Here is a 19,536-nt window from a genome sequence, read left to right as displayed (position 1 = left end):
ATGGCGCCGATCGCTTTGGATCGGTCCCTTTCGGGCGGATCGTCCCGCCACGTCCACATCACGTCAAATACCCGTGAGGTGTTGTCGTCGAGCCGATCGACCCGACGACCGGGAAAGACCTAATGACGGTGTCGACCCTTGTCGAACCCAGTCGGTTCGTCGCCCGTGCCGGGAACCGGCCCCCCCACTTCACAATGTCACTCGAGACACCCACACCGACGGACGACGGGGCGGCGGCACTGCTCGCCGATCCCCGGTTCGAGTTGATGCCGTTCGACAGCTTCGGCGAACAGATGACGCACCTCCCGGACGGCGCGGCGATCGCGGTCACCACCTCGCCGACGCTCGGGATCGACGCCACCGTCGAGTGGACCGAGACCGCAAGCGAGGCGGGCTACGAGGTCATCCCGCACGTCGCGGCGCGGTACGTCCGGGACCGAGATCACCTGGATTCGATCGCCGGGCGACTCCGGGAGGCCGGGGTCACCGACGTCTTCGTTCCCGGCGGCGACCGGGAGGAGCCCGCGGGGGAGTTCGAGTCCGCCCACGACCTGCTCGTTGCGCTGGAGGACCTCGAGTACGAGTTCGAGGAGGTCGGCATCACCGGCTATCCGGAGGGCCACGACTTCCTGAGCGAGGCGACCCTCGCGGACGCGATGGACCGGAAAGCGCCATACGCGAGCTATCTCGTCACGCAGCTGTGTTACGACCCCGAGACGATCCTCGAGTGGATCGAGACGATCCGCGACCGCGGCGTCGACCTCCCCGTCGAGGTCGGCATTCCCGGCGTGATGAACTACCAGCGGCTGCTCGGCATCTCCAAGAAGGTCGGCGTCGGCGACTCGGTCCGGTTCCTTCGGAAAACCAGCGGCATCCTCGGGTTCATCAAGGAGATCGTCGGCTCGCGCGGCCAGTACGCCCCCGACGAGCTGATCGACGGGCTCGCGCCCCACGCCGCCGATCCCCACTACGACATCCGCGGCGTTCACATCTACACGTTCAATCAGGTGCCGGACACCGAGTCCTGGCGGCTCGGTCGGCTCGAGAACTGACGGATTCGACGTCGCGCCCCGGGTACCGCCGAGAACGCTACCTGCGCGATCGAAGGTGCTACCTGCGCGATCGAAGGTGCCTCTCGTGGGCGATCAAAGGTGTTACTTGCGCCGATAGACGACGCGGAGGCCGCCACGGCGGCGGAACAGTCGCGTCAGGAACCGCTCGACGCGGCCCGGCTCGGTCGACGGCAGCGGGGCTCCCGGAAGGTAGTTCTCGAAGCCGACGGATCCGTCGGCGTGCGATGCGTCGTCGGAGGCGGAATCGCTTCCGGTCGTGGACTGGTTCGTCATATCCGTTCGTTGGGGCCCGACCCGTGAAAGGATTCCGGAATCGACCGTAGCGGGTGGTATACCGGCGCATACCGCCGGTTACGTGATGCAGACGGAATGGTCTCGTCGACGGCTCGGTCCGCGGCGGGGAGTCGCTCCGTCTCGCCGGCCGAACCGCGTCGTGTCCGAAACCACAACAAATATTTTATTTGGTATGTAGTGGTTCAGAATACGGTCGTGACCGATCGATGCGAATCACATCGATCGTCGAATACCCGGATGAACGCGCGATATAGGGCCCATCTAGCGATATTATTCATTCGGATCGGGCCCCGGACGTGTGGTGGTATCGAAAGTGACGCCTTTCTTTTATAGTGGTCGGGGAACGACACCATATACCGATGTCACGAGACGACCATCCGAACTACCCGAGCGTCGACCAGTCCGACCGCGTCCTGCCCAGGAACCTGCGACAGACGGGGGATCCGGGCATCGAGATGCTCGTGTCCACGCGCGTCCGCAAATCGCCCTTCTTCCACAAGTCGTTCAACGAGGAGGGCGCCTGGCGGTGTACGGTTTATAACCGGATCTATCACCCGCGCGGGCTCGTCGACCCCGAGGACGGCGGCGCGATGGCCGAGTACGAGGCGCTGACGAACAGCGTCACCCTCTGGGACGTCGCCGTCGAGCGCCAGATCCGGGTCAAGGGACCCGACGCCGAGGCGATGACCGACTACCTCATCACGCGTGATGCGACCGAGATCGAGCCGATGCACGGCCGATACGTCATCCTCTGCAACGAGGACGGCGGGATCCTCAACGACCCCGTCCTGCTGCGGGTCGACGAGGACGAGTTCTGGTTCTCCATCTCGGACTCCACGCTGATGCAGTGGATCCAGGGCGTCAACGTGGGGATGGACTTCGACGTGGAGGTCGACGAGATCGACGTCGCGCCGATGCAGATCCAGGGGCCGCTCTCGGAGGACGTAATGGTCGAGGTGGTCGGCGAGGAGGTCTCGGAGATCCCCTATTACGGCCTGATGGAGGCGGAGATCAACGGCGCGGACGTGCTCGTGAGCCAGACCGGCTTCTCCGGCGAGAAGGGCTTCGAGGTCTACGTCAAGGACGCGACCAAACACGCCGAGCGCGTCTGGGACCCCGTCCTCGACACCGTCAAGGACCACGGCGGGATGCAGATCGCGCCGGGCCACCACCGTCGGATCGCGGCCGGCATCCTCTCGTGGGGCCAGGACATGGATCACGAGACCTCCCCGTTCCAAGTCAACCTCGGCTATCACGTCCCCGACGACAAGGACGGCGAGTACATCGGCAAGGAGGCGCTGGAGCGCCAGAAGGCGCGGATCGAGGACGGCGAGTACCCGTTCACACTCAAGCTCGTCGGGCTGAAGATGGCCGGCGAGCCGATCCGCGATTACGCGCCCGACTTCTGGCTGATCTCCGACCCCGAGACGGGCGAGGAGTGCGGCTACGTCACCTCGCCGTGGTGGAGTCCGGATCTCGAGACCAACATCGCGCTCGGGTTCGTCCCGGCCGAAAAGCTCGAGGCGCCGCTCGACGACCGCGTCTACGACGCCGACCTGGACACCGAGTTCCGCGTCCACCTTCCCGACGAGTACGCCGAGACGCCCGGCGAGCCCGTGTTCGCCACCGTCGCGAAGGTGCCGTTCAAGGAGTCGGTCAATCCGAGCGCCCGCGAGCAGGCCAAGCTGAGCGCCAAGCAGGCGGCCGAGGAGTAAGACGGGACGGCGGGCTCAGCCCCGTCGTCGGTCGCGCTCACGGTAGACCGGCCGGAGGTCGGTGGCGTCCTTGTCGTATCCGAGCCAGACGCTCAACGCGGACGCCACGAACACGAGATACACCGGGAAGCAGGCCACCAGAAGGAAGCCGACGAGGAGCAGCGAGGCCTTGCCAGCCGCGTAGAGGCCTGCCATCGCGACCACGCCGAGAACGGTGGCCGCGATCAGCCCCAGGCGGAACGCGTGCGCGGCGTCCGGACCCGGTGCGGTCTTCACCCGTTTCATTACGTCGTCGTGCGTGATGCGGGAATAAAACGGTGTCACTTCGCCGGTTTCGCCGCCGAGTGTCAACCTGTGACGAACACTCACGCAGCCGTCGGCCCATCTTCCACGGCACCGCCAGCCCGTCCTCCACGGCACCGCCAGCCCGTCCTCCACGGCATCGCCAGCCCGTCCTCCGCGGACCGTCGCTGCGGATCCGGGCGACCGTGGTCGATTTAAAAACCTTCATAATTCATCGTGTGCCTTCATGCGAACGCAGCGCGATGGGCCCATATATCATGGGCATCGGTAACCGACTCCAGGAACTGGGCCGGTTCCTCGACGAGTGTGAACGTCGCGGCGAGGCCATCGACGACGTCGACGTGGCGACGATCACCGGCGTCGAGGCGGACCGGCTCACGGCGGACCTCGAGGTGACGCTGTCGATCGATCCGACCGCGGACGGGGCCGCCCTTCGGGATCCGCGGGTCGGCTCCGACGGGACGGTTCGATTCGCCCTCGCGTCGACGACCGCACTGACGCCCACGACCGACCACGACGTCTCGACGCGTCCGACCGGCGCCGACCTCCGTCCGGATGGGACCCTCACCGTGACGCTCGCGGCAACGGTGCCGGCGGATCGTTCGCGGGCCGCCGAGCCCGACCCGGACGTGGAAGCGGACGCGGACGACGGGACCGCTGGCGGCGCTGCTGCGGCCGACGCCGACCCGGCGGAAGCGACCGAAACGGCGCTGTCCGCCGTGGCGGGAGCGGAGACGGCCGCCGCCGATGGACCGGCGGCCGCCGGAGCGTCGGCGGCGACGTCCCCCGACGACGCTCGAGCGACGCCGACCGACGTTCGAACGGAATCGGACGGTCGTGAGACGGCGGCCACGTTCACGTCCGACCGTGACGTCCCGCCTTTTAAGGATCCCGAGCTGCTGGCGGAGGTGTACGAGGCCTGCGAAACGTTCGCCGAGATGGCCGATGCCCTGGAGATGGACGTCACCGGCGAGACGGTCCGTCGGTACATGATCGACTACGACATCCACGAGCCGAACACCTACCGGACCGGCGATGCAGCGGACGACGGCGACGACCAGGAGGACGACGTCGGATCGTCGACCGATCCGTCGCGAGCGAGCGACCGGGCCACGCCGGAGACCGACCGACCCGCGCCGGGGACCGAGTCCGCCGACGTCGATCACCCGAGCCCGTCCGCCGACGTCGATCACCCGAGCCCGTCCGCCGACGTCGATCACTCGACTCGGTCCGTCGACGCCGACGAGCCCGTCGTCCTCTCGGACGGGATCGGGCTCCCCGAGGACGTGACCGTCGACGCGCTCATCGAGACGGTGATGCGGTCGAACACGATCTACGAGGTCAAACGTGACGTCGACGTCGACCGGGAGGACGCCCTCGAGCTGCTCAAGGAGCTGAACCTCCTGGAGTTCGTCGTCGGCCAGCTCGCGACCGAGGGGGAACGCGAGACGACCCGCGAGGACATCATCGCGTGTCTGCGTGAGTCCGCCGCCGCGCGGTGACTCGCCGCCGCTCCGCCGATCTGCCCATCCGCCGATCCGCTCTCGACTGCACGAATCGACCGCTACTGCCGGTGGAACTTTGCCGGACGGGCGCGTTCCTCCGATCGGATACCCCGTCGATGACCACCTTCGCCGAGGTCCGATTCGCCCACGAGGACGGCGCGCTCGCGGACACCTTCGCGTCGACCCCGAAGCTGGACGTCCGAGTGCTGCCCGAGACGAGCACGGATCCCGAGCGTGAGGTCTACGTGCTCCAGTTCGGTGCGATGGCCCCCGACGTGGTCGCCGAGGCACTCGAACGGGACCGGACCGTCGAGACGGTGCATCCGATGCCCGAGTTCGACGCGCGGAACCTCTGGGGGGTCACCTTCGCCGAGACCGCCGTCCTGCTTTCGCCCCAGGTCACGCGCCACGGCGGGTTCGTGATCGACGCCCGAAGCGCGGCGCCACGTTCCGAATCGACGCCTCGAGGCTGGCACGAACAGTGGCTGCTCCCCGATCGGGAGGCGCTCCACGACGTCTGGGAACACGCCCGCGAGGCGGGCTTCTCCTTCGAGGTCGTCGACGTCCGGCAGCTGCCGGGCGCCGACATGAAGTATCCGGTCCGTGATGCGCTCACGGAGAAACAGCGGGCGGCGCTCGTCGTCGCGTACGAACTCGGCTACTTCGCGGATCCCCGCGAGGCCTCCCTGGCGGACGTCGCGGCGGAGCTCGGCTGCTCCGCCTCGGCGGCCGGCGGCCGCCTCAAGCGCGGGACCCGCGCGTTGATCGAGCGAACCCTCCTCGTGGATCGGCCGGATCGCCCACGCTAGCGACTGCACGAGAGCGCCCGTCGTCGGTCCCGTCCGTCTTCGGGCAAACGTTTTATGTCGGATCGACGAAGATGGCGCATCCGACGATCCGTGCTAGCTGATGTCTCCGTGGTGAGTGGTCGACGACGACGTGACTGGCGTCCCGCAACCGTCCGTCAACCACCCTCTCCCCGACGTCCAACGATCGATCGAGGTACCCCTTGCGGCCGCCAGGCAGCGGTTCCGCGTGGTGGACTGTTGGGGCGCGTACAGCCGTCTCGACACACACGATGATCATCTCGACCAGCGTCTACGTAGCCCATCCCGACCTCGCGCTCTCGCCCACGATCCGGGCGCTGCCGGACGCCTCGATCGGCGTCGTCTCCGACACCGGGACGGACCCGGTCCACGCCGGCCACTTCTTCTGGGTCGAGGCTCCCGATTTCGAGGCGTTCGAGGAGGCACTGGCGGCGGATCACACCGTCGCGTCCTTCACGCCGGTCACCGAGGCCGACCCGCGCCGCACCTACCGGATCGAGTACACCGACGCCGCGACGCTTATCACGCCGCCCGTCTCGGCGGCCGGCGGGCTCGTGCTCGAATCGCGGAGCCACCGCGACGGGTGGAAGCTCCGGTTGGAGCTGCAGGACCACGAAACCATGGAGGAACTGAGCGCCTTCGCCGACCGGAACGGGATCCGGTTCGACGTCCTCGAGCTCCGGCAAACCGAGGACGTAGCCGAGGAGTCGACGTTCGGACTGACCGAACCGCAGATCGAGGCGCTGGTCAACGCCTACCGCAACGGCTACTACGACGATCCCCGCGAGGTCACCCTCGAGGGGCTCTCGGAGCTGCTCGGAATATCCCGAACGGCCGTCAGCGGTCGTCTCCGTCGCGGATCGGCGCGACTGATCGAGGAGATCCTCGTCGACGAGCCGATCGACGAGGAGTGACTCCCGTACTTTCAATACCCGTCCGGCTGTAGGTCCGGCTTGGACCATGAACATTGCTGATATCGCGGTGCCGGAATACGTCGAGGTCGACGTCGACGAGCGTCTCGCCAAGGTCCGCTCCCTCTTCGATCGGGAGAATCCGAAGGGCATCATCGTTACCGAGGACGGCGACTACGCGGGTGTCGTCGGAGAGAAACAGCTGATCCGGTCGCGGATGGGGGACGACACCAAGGTCTCGGCCGTGATGAAGCCGGCGCCCGAGATCGCCCTCCGTGAGGACATCCGGGAGGCGGCCCGGCTGCTCATCGAGGGGAACGTCAAGATCGCGCCGGTGTACGACGGGGAGAAGCTGTACGGGATCATCACCGAGGACGCGATCCTCGAGGCCGTCATCGACAGCCTCGACGCCAACACCGTCGACCAGGTGTACACGGCAGACGTGATCACGATCGGCGAGAAGGAACACGTGGGGCAGGCGATCAACCGCCTCCGGAAGCACGGCATCTCGCGACTGCCGGTGCACAACGAGGCCGGGGGTCTCACCGGGGTCGTCACCACCAACGACATCGTCGACTTCGTCGTCCGCGACCAGGACCGACAGGGCAGCGGCGACCGCGCGGGCGACATCGATCGGATGCTGGACCTACCGGTCTACGACCTGATGTCGAGTCCGGCGCTCACCGCGCGCCCCGACGAGACCACGAAAGTCGCTCTCGAGCGGATGTTCGACAACGACGTGGCGGGGCTCGTCGTCACGTCGGATGACGAGGGCTCGGTCACCGGGATCATCACCAAGACCGACATCCTCCGCTCGCTCACCTTCACCGAGGAGGAGTCGATGGACGTCCAGATCACCAACATCGAGCTTCTCGACACGATCTCCCGCGACCACGTCATCGAGTCGATCCAGGACGTGACGAACAAATACGAGAAGATGCAGGTGTTCCACGCGCACGTCCGGCTGCAGGAACACAAGGAGAAGCTCCGCGGCACCCCGCTCATCCAGTGTCAGATCCGGCTGCGGACGAGCAAGGGACAGGTCATCGGCACCGGCGAGGGCTACGGCGCCGAACACGGCTTCCACGTCGCGCTCGACAAGCTCGAGCGGAACGTCCTCGAACTCAAGGGCGTCAACGCCGACGAGAAGTACCGCGGCCAGCTGCTCCGCAAGCTCGGCGAACTCTAGCCGTCGCCGACGGCGCTCGCTTTTTCGATCGGTTGCCCGTGACTTGGACGGTGTCGACGTCGCCCGACTCAAAAGGGGTCGGGCCCGCCCGACGGGCCCGCAGTCTCGATCCCCGATCCGGTGATCCGGAACGTCGCCTGGTCCCCGGTTTCCTTCGACCGGTGTTTCTCGAGGGTCGCCCGGCGATTGCCGCCGCGAAACCGGTCGACGCGGAGCACCACGCCGGTCCAGTGTTCGAGAGTGTGCCCGCCAAGCGGCCGGGCGCGATCGCTTTCGGGGTCGGTGAACACCTGGTTCGTGATCACGACCGCCAGGTCGTGGCGCCGCGCCAGCGAGAGGAGATGCGTGACCTGGTCGGCAACGTTCCGGAGCGAGTCGCCACGGTCCGCGTCCCCGGTCCGTTCGAGCCGGTAGAACCCCGTCGCGGAATCGAGGACGATCAGGTCGACCTCCGCCGCGAACTCCGCGGCGTCGCGGACCGCTTCCTGCTGGTCGGCGAAATCGTACGCCTCCGTGATGATCAACCGGGAAGCGACCGACTCGACGTCGCCGTCGGATCTCGCGGCAGCGATCTGGCGAAACCGATCGATCGAGAGGCCCTCGGTGTCAATGTACAGCACGCTTCCCCCTTCAGTCGCGACCTCGACGGCAGCCGAGAGGGCCAGATTCGTCTTGCCCGCGGCCGGCGGGCCGTACACCTGCGTGACGACGCCGCGCTCGAACCCGCCGCCGAGCAGGTCGTCGATCGGATCACAACCGAGTGAAACGGGGTCGCTCACCCGCGGCGATACGCGCGGCGCCGAGAAAAGCGGCGCGGATCGGCCACGGACTGGTCGCCGTCCGCGATCCGGAGCCCGTTCGGACTCGCATCCGTGGCGTTTTGGGCCGGGAACCCCACCGGCCCCTTATGAGCGGGCACGACGCGTCGCCGGACGGGACCACGCCGCGGAACCGAGCGCGGCGGTACTACGAGACGATCGACGCCGGCGACTACGCGGCGCTCCGTGAGCTGCTCGCGCCGTCGTTCGTACACGACCGCCCGGATCGAACCCTGGACGGACGCGACCGCTTCCTCGGTTTCATGCGCGAGGAGCGACCACGGACGGACACGCGCCACGCGATCGACGGCGTGTACGCCAACGGCGATGACGTGGCGGTTCAAGGACGGCTGCTCGACGACGAGGGCACGGAGCTGTTCGCGTTCGTCGACGTCTTCGAGACCGTCGACCGTGAGGAGGGGGCGGGCGTGATCTTCATCACTCTGCGGACGTACACGCGGTGACGCACGCCGGCTCGAGGACCGCCGGCTCGAGGACCGCCGGCTCGAGGACCGCCGTCTCGAGGACCGCCGTCTCGAGGACCCCGAGTTTTTAACCCATCACGACGCCACCGGCAACTGTGCGACTCGTCCAGGTGATGATCCCGGCCGGCAAGCGCGCGGCGATCCTCGACGCGCTCGACGACGAGGGGATCGACTACGTCGTGACCGACGAGACGAGCGGCCGCAAGTACACCGGCGTGGTCTCGTTTCCCCTGCCGACGGCCGCCGTCGAGCCGGTTCTCGACCGGCTGCGCGAGGCCGGGATCGACGAGGAGACCTACACCGTCATCGTCGACGCCGAGACGGTAATATCCCGGCGGTTCGAGCAGCTCGAGGAGCGATACGCCGAGGAGTCCGAACACAGCGAGGACCGGATCGCCAAGGAGGAGCTCCAGGCGAAGGCGACCGACCTCGTCTCGGGGACCCGGACGTACGTCCTGATGACGGTCATCTCGGCGGTCATCGCCACCGCCGGGCTGCTGCTCGACTCGCCCGCGACGGTCGTCGGATCGATGGTGATCGCGCCGCTCATCGGGCCCGCGATGTCGGCCGCCGTCGGAACCGTGGTCGACGACGACGCGCTGTTCGGCCGCGGCGTCCGGCTCCAGGTGCTCGGCGTCCTTCTGGCGGTCGGATCCGCGGCCGTCTTCGCGGCGGGGCTCCGGACGCTCAACCTCGTCCCGCCCGGCCTCGACCCGCTCGCGCTCGCGGAGGTCTCCGAGCGACTCGCTCCGAACGTGCTCGTCCTCGCGGTGGCGCTGGGTGCCGGGATCGCGGGCGTCCTCTCGCTGATGACCGGGGTATCCTCCGCGCTCGTGGGCGTGATGATCGCCGTCGCGTTGATCCCGCCCGCCGCGGCGGTCGGGATCGGGATCGCCTTCGGCATCCCGCGGCTCGCGCTCGGGGCCGGCGTGCTCGTGCTCGTCAACGTCCTCTCGATCAACCTCGCCGCGCTGGTCGTCCTCTGGTACGAGGGATATCGCCCCGACTCGTGGTTCCGGGAGGCGGAGGCCAAGTCGGCGCTGTTCAAGCGGACGGCGCTGCTGGTGGCAGCGATCGCGCTGCTGTCGGTCTTCCTCGGCGGCGTCACCTACGACACCTACGTCGCGTCGACGACCGAACAGGACGTCCGCGAGGCCGTCGAAACCGAACTCGAGCTCGCGGAGGCACAGCTGAACCTCATCGAGCTCGAACTGGAACGGACCGGTCGAATACCGCCCCTGCGGACCGAACGCGTGGTAATCACCGTCGGTGCCGAGCCGGGAGTAACCGTCTCCGGGCTCGCCGACCGCCTCGACGCCCGGATCCAGCCGGTCGTCGACGGGCCGGTCGCGGTCGAGGTCCGCGTCCTGACGGTCGACCGTTCGGGCTGATCGTCGACCGTTCGGGCTGATCGTCGACCGTTCGGACTGATCGTCGACCGTTCGGACTGACACAAATCGTTCTTTGTGTCATCGGTGACTTAAGGCCGGTTCCCCACACAGTACCGGTATGGACAGACGACTGATCGGCGTGCTGGCGGTGGCCGCGACCCTCCTCCTGGCGGGCTGTGCGGGCGTGGCCGGCGACGCAACGCCAACCGACGACGGGGAACCGGACCGAACGATCGAGGTGACCGCTGACGGCGAGGCGACGGCCGAGCCCGACCGGGCGACGATCACCGTGGCCGTTGAGGCGCAGGGCAACTCCTCGGCGGCCGTCCGCGAGGAGATCGCCGCCGACGGGCAGTCGCTTCGCTCGGCCCTCCGGGAGTGGGGGATCGAGGACGACCAGATCCGGACGACACGCTACGACATTCGGGAGCGCCGTCCGAGGCCGGAGGCGGAACGTGAGGGCGCCGAGCCCGAATACGTCGGCGTTCACCGGTACGAGATCGAGGTCCACGACGTGGCAGCGGTCGGCGAGGTCATCGACGTCGCGGTCGATTCCGGCGCCGACAGCGTCAACCGCGTGCGGTTCGGACTGAGCGAGGAACGCGAGGCGGAGCTGCGGACGACGGCCTTCGAGAACGCCGTCGAGAACGCGGACGGCCGCGCCCGGATGCTCGCCGACAACACCGGCCTCGAGGTCGTCAACGTCTACACCATCTCGACGATGGACGACCACGTCTCGCCGTACCGAGCCGAGCCGATGGCGGTCACCGAGGACGCAGGCGGTGGCGGCGCGGCGACCTCGATCGAGACCGGCGACGTGAGCGTCGACGTGCAGGTACACGTCGTCTTCGAGGCCGAGACGACCGGGTGAGGACCGACGGACGAACATATTCGGAGCGGCGAATAGGGGCGTGGAGAACCAACGGTCCGATATGCAGACGACCACCGAGGCTGCGGGGCAGGACGCGTCGACGGATGCGCCGGCGGAGCGCTCGACGGAGACGACGGTGACCGTTCGCTGTACGGGCCACGTCCGGACCGCGCTCGACCGCTCGGAGTTCGAGTACCGGTTCGAGGGCGACACGCTGCGGGAGTTTCTCGACGCGCTCTTCGCGGACTACCCCGAGCTGCAGGACCTCCTCATCGCCGAGTCGGAGGACGAATCGACCGCACACGGCTGGGCGCCAACGCCCGAGGAGCTGCCGGGAACGTGGCGCAAGAACCCCGTGGGCGAACAGACGGTCGCGTATGCCCGGGTGCTCGTGAACGGCCGGTTCAACGAGAACCAGGAGGGGTTCGACACGGCGCTCGCGGACGGCGACCGGGTCGCGCTGGTCTATCCGTTCATCTTCTGCTGTTAGCGTGAGCCGGGCGGTGAACTACCGGCCCAGGTCCGCGTGCGCCGACGAGAGGTGTCGCGACCCGAGCGCAGCCAGCAGGGACAGCTCGCCGGCGAGCGCTCCGACGGCGATCGCCTCCGCGAGCGCGTCGGCGTTGCTCCCCGCCGGGTCGCCGCCGCCGCGGACGCCGAGGATCTCGAGGCCCTCGGCCTGGGTCGGGAGCTTCGTGCCGCCGCCGACGGTGCCGACCTCCAGGCTCGCGATCGAGACGGAGACGTAGAGGTCGCCGTCGTCGGTCACCTCGGCGGTCGTGATCGCGTTGGCGCCCTCGACGACCTGCGCCGCGTCCTGGCCGGTGGCGAGGAACATCGCGGCGACGACGTTCGCGACGTGGGCGTTGAACCCGAGGGAGCCGGCCTTCGCCGACCCGACCAGGTTCTTCCGGGTGTTTATCTCGGCGACCGCCTCGGGGGTGGTGTGGAGCCGGTCGGCGACCACGGCCGCGGGGATGGTCACGTCGGCGGTCACCGACCGACCGCGCCCCTCGATCGCGTTGATCGCGGCCGGCTTCTTGTCGGTACAGAGGTTGCCCGAGAGCGCGACGAGCGAGGCGTCCGTCTCCGCCTCGATCAGCTCGCAGGCCTCGCCGGTGGCGATGGTGGCCATGTTCATCCCCATCGCGTCCTTCGTGTCGTAGCGGAACCGGAGGTAGACGTTGTTCCCGACCACGTACGGCGTGACGTCGGTCACCTCTCCGTGGCTCGTCGTGGACTCGGCCGCCTCGCGGAGCCGGTCCGCGTTGTCGCGCGTCCACTCCGCGAGCGCCTCCGACTCGACGATCCCGTCCGTTTTAAAAACCGGCGCGCGGGTCATCCCGGTCTTCGTCACGCGCGCGGTCGCGCCCCCGGCCGCATCGAGCACGCCGCAGCCGCGGTTGACCGACGCGACGAGCGCGCCCTCGGTGGTCGCGAGCGGGAGATACCGCTCGCCCGAGAGCGCCCCGCCCGAGACCGTCACGGGGCCCGCAACGCCGAGGGGGATCTGCACCGCGCCGACCATGTTCTCGACGTTCGGCTCCGCGGCGGCCGCGTCGAAGGCGTACGCGCCGGTCGTCTCCAGGTCGGCGCCCGACTCCTCGGCGACGAGCAGCCGGCGGGCCGTCGCCGCCGCGTCCGCGTCGGCGTGGTCCTCGAGTTCGTGCAGACGGATCTCGCCCTCGCGAACGCGCGCCGCGAGGTCCTCGGCGGATGACATACGCGGGTGTGCTCGCGGCGCGGGCTAAGGCGTGTCGGTTCGACGCACGCGAGCTGACGGACGTACGCCGGCCCACGTGACGGCGGCGATCGGCGCCGGCTGGCGGCGGGACGTCGATCCGGAGCCCGAACCGTTAACCCGATTCGCGCCGGTCGAACGCGTATGACCGACGCCGCGGATCTCGTCCTGCTGGACGGGGAGATCCACACGCTCACGGACCCGGACGAGACCTACGAGGCGCTGGCGGCTCGAGACGGCGGGATCGTCCGTCTCGGGTCGAGCTACGACGTCGAGTTCCTCGTCGGGACCGATACGACCGTCATCGACCTCGACGGACGCGTCCTTCTCCCGGGATTCGTCGACGCGCACACGCACGTGACGGTCGCTGGACGGAAACTCGTCCACGCCGACCTGTCGACGGCCACGAGCCCGGAGGAGGCCGTTGACGCGCTGCGGGAACGGGCGTTCGAGACCGAACCGGACGGCGCTGCGGCCACCGGGAACGCCGACGGTACCGAGTGGGTCATCGGCTACGGCTACGACGAGTCGACGTGGGAGCCCGCCCGGTATCTCACCCGCGGGGACCTCGATCCGGTCGCCGACGATCGTCCGGTGGTCGCCTTCCGGGAGGACATGCACGTCGTCTCGGTGAACTCGGCCGCACTCGACCGGTTCGCGGCGGCGATCCCCGACGACTGCATCCGAACCACCGACGGCGAACCGACCGGCGTCCTCGTCGAGGAGGGCGTCGACCCGATCAACGACGCCATCGAGCCCGGGCTGGATGAGACGCGCGAGCTGGTCGAATCGGCTCTGAACGCCGCCGCCGAACGCGGGATCACGACGGTCCACGATATGGTTCGACGATCGCACGCCCCCCGCGTTTACCGCGAGCTGGCGGCGGCGACCGAGTTGCCCACGCGCGTCCGGATCAACTACTGGAGCGATCACCTCGAGGCGCTCGTCGAGGCGGGACTCCCGACGAACGCCGGCGACGAGTTCGTGCAGGTCGGTGCGATCAAATCGTTCACCGACGGCAGCCTCGGCGGCCGAACCGCGAAGCTCTCGACTCCGTACGACGACGCGCCGGGCGAGACCGGCCAGTGGGTCGTCGACCCCGACGACCTGGCCGAGCTGGTCGCCGACGCGACGGGGGCGGGCTATCAGTTCACGGCACACGCGATCGGCGACGAGGCGGTCGACGCCGTGCTCGACGCCTACGAGATCGCCGACGCGACCGACGGGGACGAGCGCCACCGGATCGAGCACGTCGAGCTCGCCAGTGACGAGGCGATCGACCGGATCGCGGACGACAACGTGATCGCGTCGGTACAGCCGAACTTCCTCAAGTGGGCCGGCGACGGAGGGCTGTATGAACGACGGATCGGCGATCGGACCTCCGAAACGAACCGCTATCGAGACCTCCTCGACGCCGGCGCTCGGCTCGCGTTCGGATCGGACGGGATGCCGATGGATCCCCTCGTCGGCCTTCATTGGGCGGTCAACGCCCCGGCCGCGGCCCAGCGGCTGTCCGTCACCGAGGCGCTGCGCGCGTACACCTCCGGCGGCGCGGTCGCGGGCTTCGACGAGGACCGACTGGGGACGATCGAGGTCGGGAAGCGGGCCGACCTCGTCGCGCTTGCCGACTCGCCGTGGGACCGTCCCGAGTCGATCCGCGACATCGACGTTGACCTGACGGTCGTCGATGGCGACGTCGTTTATCGGGATCCGTGACGTCCCCTCGGGGAGTTTCTCGGGACCAGTGGGGTGGTCCCGAGGTGGTTTTTAAGGGTACCCGGGAACCGACCGGATCGAGCCAGCTCCGTCGCGTGGATCGTCGCCGCGAATGGTGAGAAACGTGATGTCCAGTGGGATCGTCGGACATCACCGCCTCTGATCGATATACGGTCTTTCAGGGATCGAGTTATATATCTGCGACGTTATATTTGAAATATGCGCCCAGAAACCAACACAGAGACCGGATCGGTGTACGAATGTTTCGACTGTCTCGCTCGAACGGTCGATCCCGAGACCCCGACCTGTGACGACTGCGGCGGCGACCTGTGGCACATCGGGCAGTCGCGGGATATGTGAGTCGTCGACCGCATACTCCATTTTTCCGTCGACCATCGTATTTCCTCTCCCCCGTCGACCATCGTATTTCCTCTCCCCCGTCGACCATCGTATTTTCGTCCCGCCGCTTGGCATCGACTGACGTCTTCATCCGGCAGTTCGTCCCGCCGACGATACGCTTAAGGCGATGTACAAATATGTACACTACAAGACGAACCTATACATCGGTGCCCACAATGAACATCACAACCATCATCGAGCGCGTGACGGCGGGCGAGGATCTGAGCGTCGAGGAGGCTCGGGAGGCGGCCCGGATCGTCTTCGAGGAGGCCACGGAGGCCCAGATCGGGGCGCTGCTGGCGGCGCTTCGGGCGAAGGGCGAGACGGAGGCGGAGATCGCGGGGTTCGCGACGGGAATGCGCGACGCGGCCCGGACGATCGAGCCGAACCGCGAGTACCTCGTCGACACCTGCGGCACCGGCGGCGACGACTACGACACGATCAACGTCTCCACCACCGCCGCCATCGTCGCGGCGGGAGCCGGAGCCGCCGTGGCCAAACACGGCAACTACTCGGTCTCCTCCACCTCGGGGAGCGCCGACGTGCTCGAGGTGGCGGGCGTCGACGTCGAGGCCGAGCCGCCGGCCGTCGAGGCCGCGATCGACGAGGACGGGATCGGCTTCATGCTCGCGCCGGTGTTCCACCCCGCGATGAAGGCCGTGATCGGGCCGCGCAAGGAGCTCGGCGTGCGGACGGTCTTCAACGTGCTCGGCCCGCTCACCAATCCGGCCGGAGCGGAGGGACAGGTCCTCGGCGTCTACGACGCCGACCTCGTCCCGCAGATCGCCCGGTCGCTCGCGCACATGCCCGTCGAGCACGCGCTGGTCGTCCACGGCTCCGGAATGGACGAGATCGCGCTCCACGACGAGACGGTCGTCGCGGAGGTCGAGGGCGAGGACGTCACCGAGTACACGATCGAACCTGCCGACCTCGGGCTCGAACGCGCGCCGATCGGGGACGTCGCAGGCGGCGGCCCCGAGGAGAACGCCGCCGACCTCCGCGGGATCGTCACGGGCGACGTGACCGGGCCGAAGCGTGACCTGATCCTCGCGAACGCCGGCGCGGCCGTCTACGTCGCGGGGCTGGCCGACTCGCTCGAGGCGGGCGTCGACGCCGCCGCCGAGGCCATCGACTCCGGCGCCGCCGCCGAGAAGCTCGACGCGCTGTGCGGCGACACGGCCGAGTCGGCGCACGGGGACGCGGACGTCGGGGCCGAGGCGGACGACTGATGGCTCGCGCGAAGGTCTGCGGGCTCACGCGCGGCGCCGACGTCCGCGCGGCGATCGAAGCCGGCGCGGACGCGATCGGGATCATCACCGAGGTCCCGGTCGAGACGCCTCGAGAGGTCGACCCGGCGACCGCGGCGGACCTGCTGGCCGGCGTGCCGCCGTTCGTGACTGCCACGCTCGTGACGATGCCGGACTCGCCGGAGCGGGCGGTCGAGCTCGTCCGGACCGTCGGTCCCGACGCGCTGCAGCTCCACGGCGAGTGGACCGCCGAGGAGATCGGCTACGTCCGCGCCGAGACGGGCGTGAAGGTCCTGCTCACCGTGGACGCCGACGATCACGCCCGTGCCCAGCGGGCAGACGAGGCGGTCGACGCGCTCGTGGTCGACTCGACGACAGAGGAGGGCGCGGGCGGAACCGGACGGACCCACGATTGGGAGTCGACGGGCCGGCTGGCCGCCCGGCTCGCGTCGCCGGTCGTGCTCGCGGGCGGGCTCACCCCGGAGAACGTGGCCGAGGCCGTCGAGACCGCCGACCCGTACGCGGTCGACGTCGCCTCCGGCGTGGAGCTGACCGGCGGTCGAAAGGACCACAACGCGCTCGCCCGGTTCGTCCGCAACGCCGGCCGGGAGGTGACGCTCGCGTGACGTCTCGTTCGGAACCCGCCGATCGGATCGCCGATCCGCTCGTGGACCTCGATCCGTCGCTGTCCCGGGAGGCGTTCGTCGACCACGTCGCCGATGCCGACGGCCCGGCCGTGGTCCGGATCGCGGTCGAGCTCGACGTCGACGTCTCGCCGCTGACCGCCTACGCCGCGTTGACCGACCGGAGCGACCACGGCTTCCTGCTGGAGTCGGCCGAGAAGGTCGCCTCGAGCGACCCTGACGGGGCCTTCGCGCCCGGCGCCGACGCCGACCGCCACGCGCGGTACTCGTTCGTCGGCTACGACCCCGAGGCGGTCCTCTCGGTGTATCCCGACCGGACCGACCTGACGCGGCTCGGGCCCGCGGCCGACCTGCTCGCGGAGACTGCGGACGCGGATGTGAACTCGACCGGCGACGCGATCGGCCCGAACGCCGGCGACGTCCTCGACCGCGTTCGGGGCGCGTTCCCGGACGTGGAGCGCCGCGGATTCCCGGAAACCAACCGACAGACGCTCTCGGGCGGGTTCGTCGGATTCCTGTCGTACGACGCGATCTACGACCTCTGGCTCGAGGAGGTCGGCGTCGATCGTCCCGAGCCCGTCGTTCCCGACGCCGAGTTCTGTCTCACGACGCGGACGCTCGTCTTCGACGAGGTCGCCGGCACCGTCGACCTCGTCCTCACGCCGGTCGTCACTCCCGACGACGACCCGGGCGCGGTCTACGACGACCGGATCGCGGAGGCTGCCGGCGTCCGCACCGATCTTCGGGATGCCGCGGAGCCGGCGCCCGGCGGGTTCGCCGGGATCGCCGAGACGGCGGATCCCCGGGACGCCTACGAGGCGGCCGTTCGAACGACCAAGGAGCGCGTCCTCGACGGCGAGATCTACCAGGGCGTCATCTCCCGAACGCGGGAGCTATACGGCGACGTGGACCCGACGGGGCTCTACGACGCGCTCCGGGAGATCAACCCGTCGCCGTATATGTACCTCCTGCGCCACGGCGACCGGTCGATCGTCGGCGCGAGCCCGGAGACGCTCGTGTCGGTTCAGGGGGATCGGATCGTCTCGAACCCGATCGCCGGGACCTGCTCCCGCGGGGAGAGCCCGGTCGAGGACCGGCGGCTCGCCGGCGAGATGCTCGCCGACGAGAAGGAGCGCGCCGAGCACACGATGCTCGTCGACCTCGCACGCAACGACGTCCGGCGCGTGTCGGCGCCGGGATCCGTGCGCGTCGAGGAGTTCATGAACGTCCTCAAGTACAGCCACGTCCAGCACATCGAGTCGACCGTGACCGGGACGCTCGCCGCCGGCGCCGACGCCTTCGACGCGACGCGGGCGACGTTCCCCGCGGGGACGCTCACCGGCGCGCCGAAGGTTCGAGCGATGGAGATCATCGACGAACTCGAGCGGTCTCCCCGGGGCGTCTACGGCGGCGGCGTCGGGTACTACTCCTGGACCGGCGACGCCGACTTCGCGATCGTCATCCGGACGGCGACGATCGACCACGACGTTTCGATCGACGACGCTCCGATCGAGGCCGTTCCGGACGCGCCGTCCTCCGAGACCGGGCCCACGGACCGAATCACGATCCAGGCCGGAGCGGGGTTGGTCGCCGACTCGGACCCGACCGCCGAGTACGAGGAGACCGAACAGAAGATGGACGGCGTGCGCGCCGCGGTCGAGGCGATCCGGGAGACGGGGGGTGAGGCGGACCGATGACCACGCGCGTCACGTTCGTGGACAACTACGACTCGTTCACGTACAACCTCGTGGAGTACGTCTCCGAACAGCCGCTTCCGGGCGGCGTCGAGACGACCGTCCTGAAGAACCGGGCGACGCTTGCGGACGTTCGGGAAACCGACCCGGACGCGATCGTGATCAGCCCCGGTCCGGGACACCCGAAGAACGACCGGGACGTCGGCGTCACGACCGACGTGCTTCGCGAGCTCTCGCCGACGATCCCGACGCTTGGGGTCTGTCTCGGGCTCGAGGCCGCGGTCCACGAGTACGGCGGCTCGGTCGGTCACGCTCCCGAGCCGGTTCACGGCAAGGCCTTCCCGATCGACCACGACGGGGCGGGCGTCTTCGTCGGCCTCGATCAGGGGTTCCGCGCGGGGCGATACCACTCGCTGATCGCGACCGACGTCCCCGACTGCTTCGTGGTCTCGGCGACGACCGACCACGACGGGACGGAACTCGTGATGGGGATCCGCCACCGTGAACGTCCGATCGAGTGCGTCCAGTTCCATCCGGAGAGCGTCCTCACGGGCGTCGGCCACGACGTCGTTCGGAACTTCCTGACGGAGGTGGCCGCCGCTGAGGCGGCGGAATCGGCGGAAGCAGTGGGATCCATCGGGTCGACGGACTCGACGGTTCCGATGGAGCGATAGTCGTCCCGCGAGTTCGAACCGGTCGATGCCGGCCGACGG

The 19,536-nt window shown here is 68.7% G+C and carries 20 protein-coding genes; 16 read left to right on the top strand and 4 right to left on the bottom strand.

What is annotated here, in order from left to right:
* Positions 1–194: 194 nt before the first annotated feature.
* Positions 195–1,052, top strand: a complete 858-nt coding sequence (locus CPZ00_RS04500) for a methylenetetrahydrofolate reductase (protein ID WP_096389818.1) — start codon at positions 195–197, stop codon at positions 1,050–1,052.
* 102 nt (positions 1,053–1,154) lie between these two features.
* Here CPZ00_RS04500 and CPZ00_RS04495 read toward each other — a convergent pair whose 3' ends face one another.
* Positions 1,155–1,346: a hypothetical protein gene (locus CPZ00_RS04495; RefSeq protein WP_096389817.1), complete on the bottom strand. Its 192-nt coding sequence runs from the start codon at positions 1,344–1,346 to the stop codon at positions 1,155–1,157.
* Positions 1,347–1,726: 380 nt separating this feature from the next.
* Between CPZ00_RS04495 and CPZ00_RS04490 the strand changes: the two genes are divergently transcribed.
* Positions 1,727–3,082, top strand: a complete 1,356-nt coding sequence (locus CPZ00_RS04490) for a glycine cleavage T C-terminal barrel domain-containing protein (RefSeq protein WP_096389816.1) — start codon at positions 1,727–1,729, stop codon at positions 3,080–3,082.
* 15 nt (positions 3,083–3,097) lie between these two features.
* On the opposite strand, the gene CPZ00_RS04485 is transcribed toward CPZ00_RS04490, so the two are convergent.
* Positions 3,098–3,367 (bottom strand): hypothetical protein, encoded by a 270-nt coding sequence (locus tag CPZ00_RS04485; RefSeq protein WP_096389815.1) that lies wholly within the window; start codon positions 3,365–3,367, stop codon positions 3,098–3,100.
* Between the two features lie 275 nt (positions 3,368–3,642).
* Between CPZ00_RS04485 and CPZ00_RS04480 the strand changes: the two genes are divergently transcribed.
* The 4 genes from CPZ00_RS04480 to CPZ00_RS04465 all read left to right on the top strand — a co-directional run bounded on the left by CPZ00_RS04480 (position 3,643) and on the right by CPZ00_RS04465 (position 7,817).
* On the top strand, positions 3,643–4,887 hold the full coding sequence (locus CPZ00_RS04480; protein ID WP_096389814.1) for a hypothetical protein: 1,245 nt from the start codon (positions 3,643–3,645) through the stop codon (positions 4,885–4,887).
* Between the two features lie 119 nt (positions 4,888–5,006).
* A complete protein-coding gene (locus tag CPZ00_RS04475) occupies positions 5,007–5,699 on the top strand; it encodes a helix-turn-helix domain-containing protein (RefSeq protein WP_096389813.1) in 693 nt (230 codons plus the stop codon).
* Positions 5,700–5,968: 269 nt separating this feature from the next.
* Complete coding sequence (locus CPZ00_RS04470) at positions 5,969–6,631, top strand: helix-turn-helix domain-containing protein (protein ID WP_199243390.1); 663 nt, start codon at positions 5,969–5,971, stop codon at positions 6,629–6,631.
* 46 nt (positions 6,632–6,677) lie between these two features.
* Complete coding sequence (locus CPZ00_RS04465; RefSeq protein WP_096389812.1) at positions 6,678–7,817, top strand: CBS domain-containing protein; 1,140 nt, start codon at positions 6,678–6,680, stop codon at positions 7,815–7,817.
* A 68-nt stretch (positions 7,818–7,885) separates the two neighbouring features.
* On the opposite strand, the gene radB is transcribed toward CPZ00_RS04465, so the two are convergent.
* Positions 7,886–8,596, bottom strand: coding sequence for a DNA repair and recombination protein RadB (gene radB, locus CPZ00_RS04460; RefSeq protein ID WP_096389811.1), 711 nt, complete (start codon positions 8,594–8,596; stop codon positions 7,886–7,888).
* Between the two features lie 128 nt (positions 8,597–8,724).
* Here radB and CPZ00_RS04455 point away from each other — a divergent pair, with 128 nt between their 5' ends.
* The 4 genes from CPZ00_RS04455 to CPZ00_RS04440 all read left to right on the top strand — a co-directional run bounded on the left by CPZ00_RS04455 (position 8,725) and on the right by CPZ00_RS04440 (position 11,872).
* Positions 8,725–9,099, top strand: coding sequence for a nuclear transport factor 2 family protein (locus CPZ00_RS04455; RefSeq protein WP_096389810.1), 375 nt, complete (start codon positions 8,725–8,727; stop codon positions 9,097–9,099).
* Between the two features lie 116 nt (positions 9,100–9,215).
* Positions 9,216–10,511 carry a TIGR00341 family protein gene (locus CPZ00_RS04450; RefSeq protein ID WP_394338427.1) on the top strand — a complete coding sequence of 432 codons (1,296 nt, stop codon included), beginning with the start codon at positions 9,216–9,218 and terminating at the stop codon, positions 10,509–10,511.
* 118 nt (positions 10,512–10,629) lie between these two features.
* Entirely contained in the window at positions 10,630–11,382 is a 753-nt protein-coding gene (locus CPZ00_RS04445; protein ID WP_096389809.1) for an SIMPL domain-containing protein, read from the top strand.
* 61 nt (positions 11,383–11,443) lie between these two features.
* Positions 11,444–11,872 carry a MoaD/ThiS family protein gene (locus CPZ00_RS04440; protein WP_096389808.1) on the top strand — a complete coding sequence of 143 codons (429 nt, stop codon included), beginning with the start codon at positions 11,444–11,446 and terminating at the stop codon, positions 11,870–11,872.
* An 18-nt stretch (positions 11,873–11,890) separates the two neighbouring features.
* On the opposite strand, the gene hmgA is transcribed toward CPZ00_RS04440, so the two are convergent.
* Positions 11,891–13,105 carry a hydroxymethylglutaryl-CoA reductase (NADPH) gene (hmgA, locus tag CPZ00_RS04435; protein ID WP_096389807.1) on the bottom strand — a complete coding sequence of 405 codons (1,215 nt, stop codon included), beginning with the start codon at positions 13,103–13,105 and terminating at the stop codon, positions 11,891–11,893.
* A 162-nt stretch (positions 13,106–13,267) separates the two neighbouring features.
* Here hmgA and CPZ00_RS04430 point away from each other — a divergent pair, with 162 nt between their 5' ends.
* The 6 genes from CPZ00_RS04430 to trpG all read left to right on the top strand — a co-directional run bounded on the left by CPZ00_RS04430 (position 13,268) and on the right by trpG (position 19,497).
* Positions 13,268–14,839: an amidohydrolase gene (locus tag CPZ00_RS04430; protein WP_096389806.1), complete on the top strand. Its 1,572-nt coding sequence runs from the start codon at positions 13,268–13,270 to the stop codon at positions 14,837–14,839.
* A gap of 219 nt (positions 14,840–15,058) precedes the next feature.
* On the top strand, positions 15,059–15,199 hold the full coding sequence (locus CPZ00_RS15290) for a rubrerythrin-like domain-containing protein (protein ID WP_157744175.1): 141 nt from the start codon (positions 15,059–15,061) through the stop codon (positions 15,197–15,199).
* 215 nt (positions 15,200–15,414) lie between these two features.
* Complete coding sequence (gene trpD, locus CPZ00_RS04425) at positions 15,415–16,467, top strand: anthranilate phosphoribosyltransferase (protein WP_096389805.1); 1,053 nt, start codon at positions 15,415–15,417, stop codon at positions 16,465–16,467.
* On the top strand, positions 16,467–17,111 hold the full coding sequence (locus tag CPZ00_RS04420) for a phosphoribosylanthranilate isomerase (RefSeq protein WP_096389804.1): 645 nt from the start codon (positions 16,467–16,469) through the stop codon (positions 17,109–17,111). Before trpD ends, CPZ00_RS04420 begins: the two co-directional genes overlap by 1 nt.
* A complete protein-coding gene (gene trpE, locus CPZ00_RS04415; RefSeq protein WP_394338426.1) occupies positions 17,108–18,826 on the top strand; it encodes an anthranilate synthase component I in 1,719 nt (572 codons plus the stop codon). The genes CPZ00_RS04420 and trpE overlap by 4 nt, the downstream gene beginning before the upstream one ends.
* Entirely contained in the window at positions 18,823–19,497 is a 675-nt protein-coding gene (gene trpG, locus CPZ00_RS04410; RefSeq protein WP_096389803.1) for an anthranilate synthase component II, read from the top strand. The genes trpE and trpG overlap by 4 nt, the downstream gene beginning before the upstream one ends.
* The last annotated feature ends 39 nt before the right edge of the window (positions 19,498–19,536 follow it).

The sequence above is a fragment of the Halopenitus persicus genome (assembly GCF_002355635.1).
Taxonomy (GTDB): Archaea; Halobacteriota; Halobacteria; order Halobacteriales; family Haloferacaceae; genus Halopenitus; species Halopenitus persicus_A.
This window is presented reverse-complemented; position numbering and strand designations above follow the sequence as displayed.

What these genes read in the sequence shown, in the direction of transcription:
- CPZ00_RS04500 (WP_096389818.1), top strand. Translation starts at nt 195, where the DNA reads ATGTCACTCGAGACACCCACACCGACGGACGACGGGGCGGCGGCACTG.
- CPZ00_RS04495 (WP_096389817.1), bottom strand. Translation starts at nt 1,346, where the DNA reads ATGACGAACCAGTCCACGACCGGAAGCGATTCCGCCTCCGACGACGCA.
- CPZ00_RS04490 (WP_096389816.1), top strand. Translation starts at nt 1,727, where the DNA reads ATGTCACGAGACGACCATCCGAACTACCCGAGCGTCGACCAGTCCGAC.
- CPZ00_RS04485 (WP_096389815.1), bottom strand. Translation starts at nt 3,367, where the DNA reads ATGAAACGGGTGAAGACCGCACCGGGTCCGGACGCCGCGCACGCGTTC.
- CPZ00_RS04480 (WP_096389814.1), top strand. Translation starts at nt 3,643, where the DNA reads ATGGGCATCGGTAACCGACTCCAGGAACTGGGCCGGTTCCTCGACGAG.
- CPZ00_RS04475 (WP_096389813.1), top strand. Translation starts at nt 5,007, where the DNA reads ATGACCACCTTCGCCGAGGTCCGATTCGCCCACGAGGACGGCGCGCTC.
- CPZ00_RS04470 (WP_199243390.1), top strand. Translation starts at nt 5,969, where the DNA reads ATGATCATCTCGACCAGCGTCTACGTAGCCCATCCCGACCTCGCGCTC.
- CPZ00_RS04465 (WP_096389812.1), top strand. Translation starts at nt 6,678, where the DNA reads ATGAACATTGCTGATATCGCGGTGCCGGAATACGTCGAGGTCGACGTC.
- CPZ00_RS04455 (WP_096389810.1), top strand. Translation starts at nt 8,725, where the DNA reads ATGAGCGGGCACGACGCGTCGCCGGACGGGACCACGCCGCGGAACCGA.
- CPZ00_RS04445 (WP_096389809.1), top strand. Translation starts at nt 10,630, where the DNA reads ATGGACAGACGACTGATCGGCGTGCTGGCGGTGGCCGCGACCCTCCTC.
- CPZ00_RS04440 (WP_096389808.1), top strand. Translation starts at nt 11,444, where the DNA reads ATGCAGACGACCACCGAGGCTGCGGGGCAGGACGCGTCGACGGATGCG.
- hmgA (WP_096389807.1), bottom strand. Translation starts at nt 13,105, where the DNA reads ATGTCATCCGCCGAGGACCTCGCGGCGCGCGTTCGCGAGGGCGAGATC.
- CPZ00_RS04430 (WP_096389806.1), top strand. Translation starts at nt 13,268, where the DNA reads ATGACCGACGCCGCGGATCTCGTCCTGCTGGACGGGGAGATCCACACG.
- CPZ00_RS15290 (WP_157744175.1), top strand. Translation starts at nt 15,059, where the DNA reads ATGCGCCCAGAAACCAACACAGAGACCGGATCGGTGTACGAATGTTTC.
- trpD (WP_096389805.1), top strand. Translation starts at nt 15,415, where the DNA reads ATGAACATCACAACCATCATCGAGCGCGTGACGGCGGGCGAGGATCTG.
- CPZ00_RS04420 (WP_096389804.1), top strand. Translation starts at nt 16,467, where the DNA reads ATGGCTCGCGCGAAGGTCTGCGGGCTCACGCGCGGCGCCGACGTCCGC.
- trpG (WP_096389803.1), top strand. Translation starts at nt 18,823, where the DNA reads ATGACCACGCGCGTCACGTTCGTGGACAACTACGACTCGTTCACGTAC.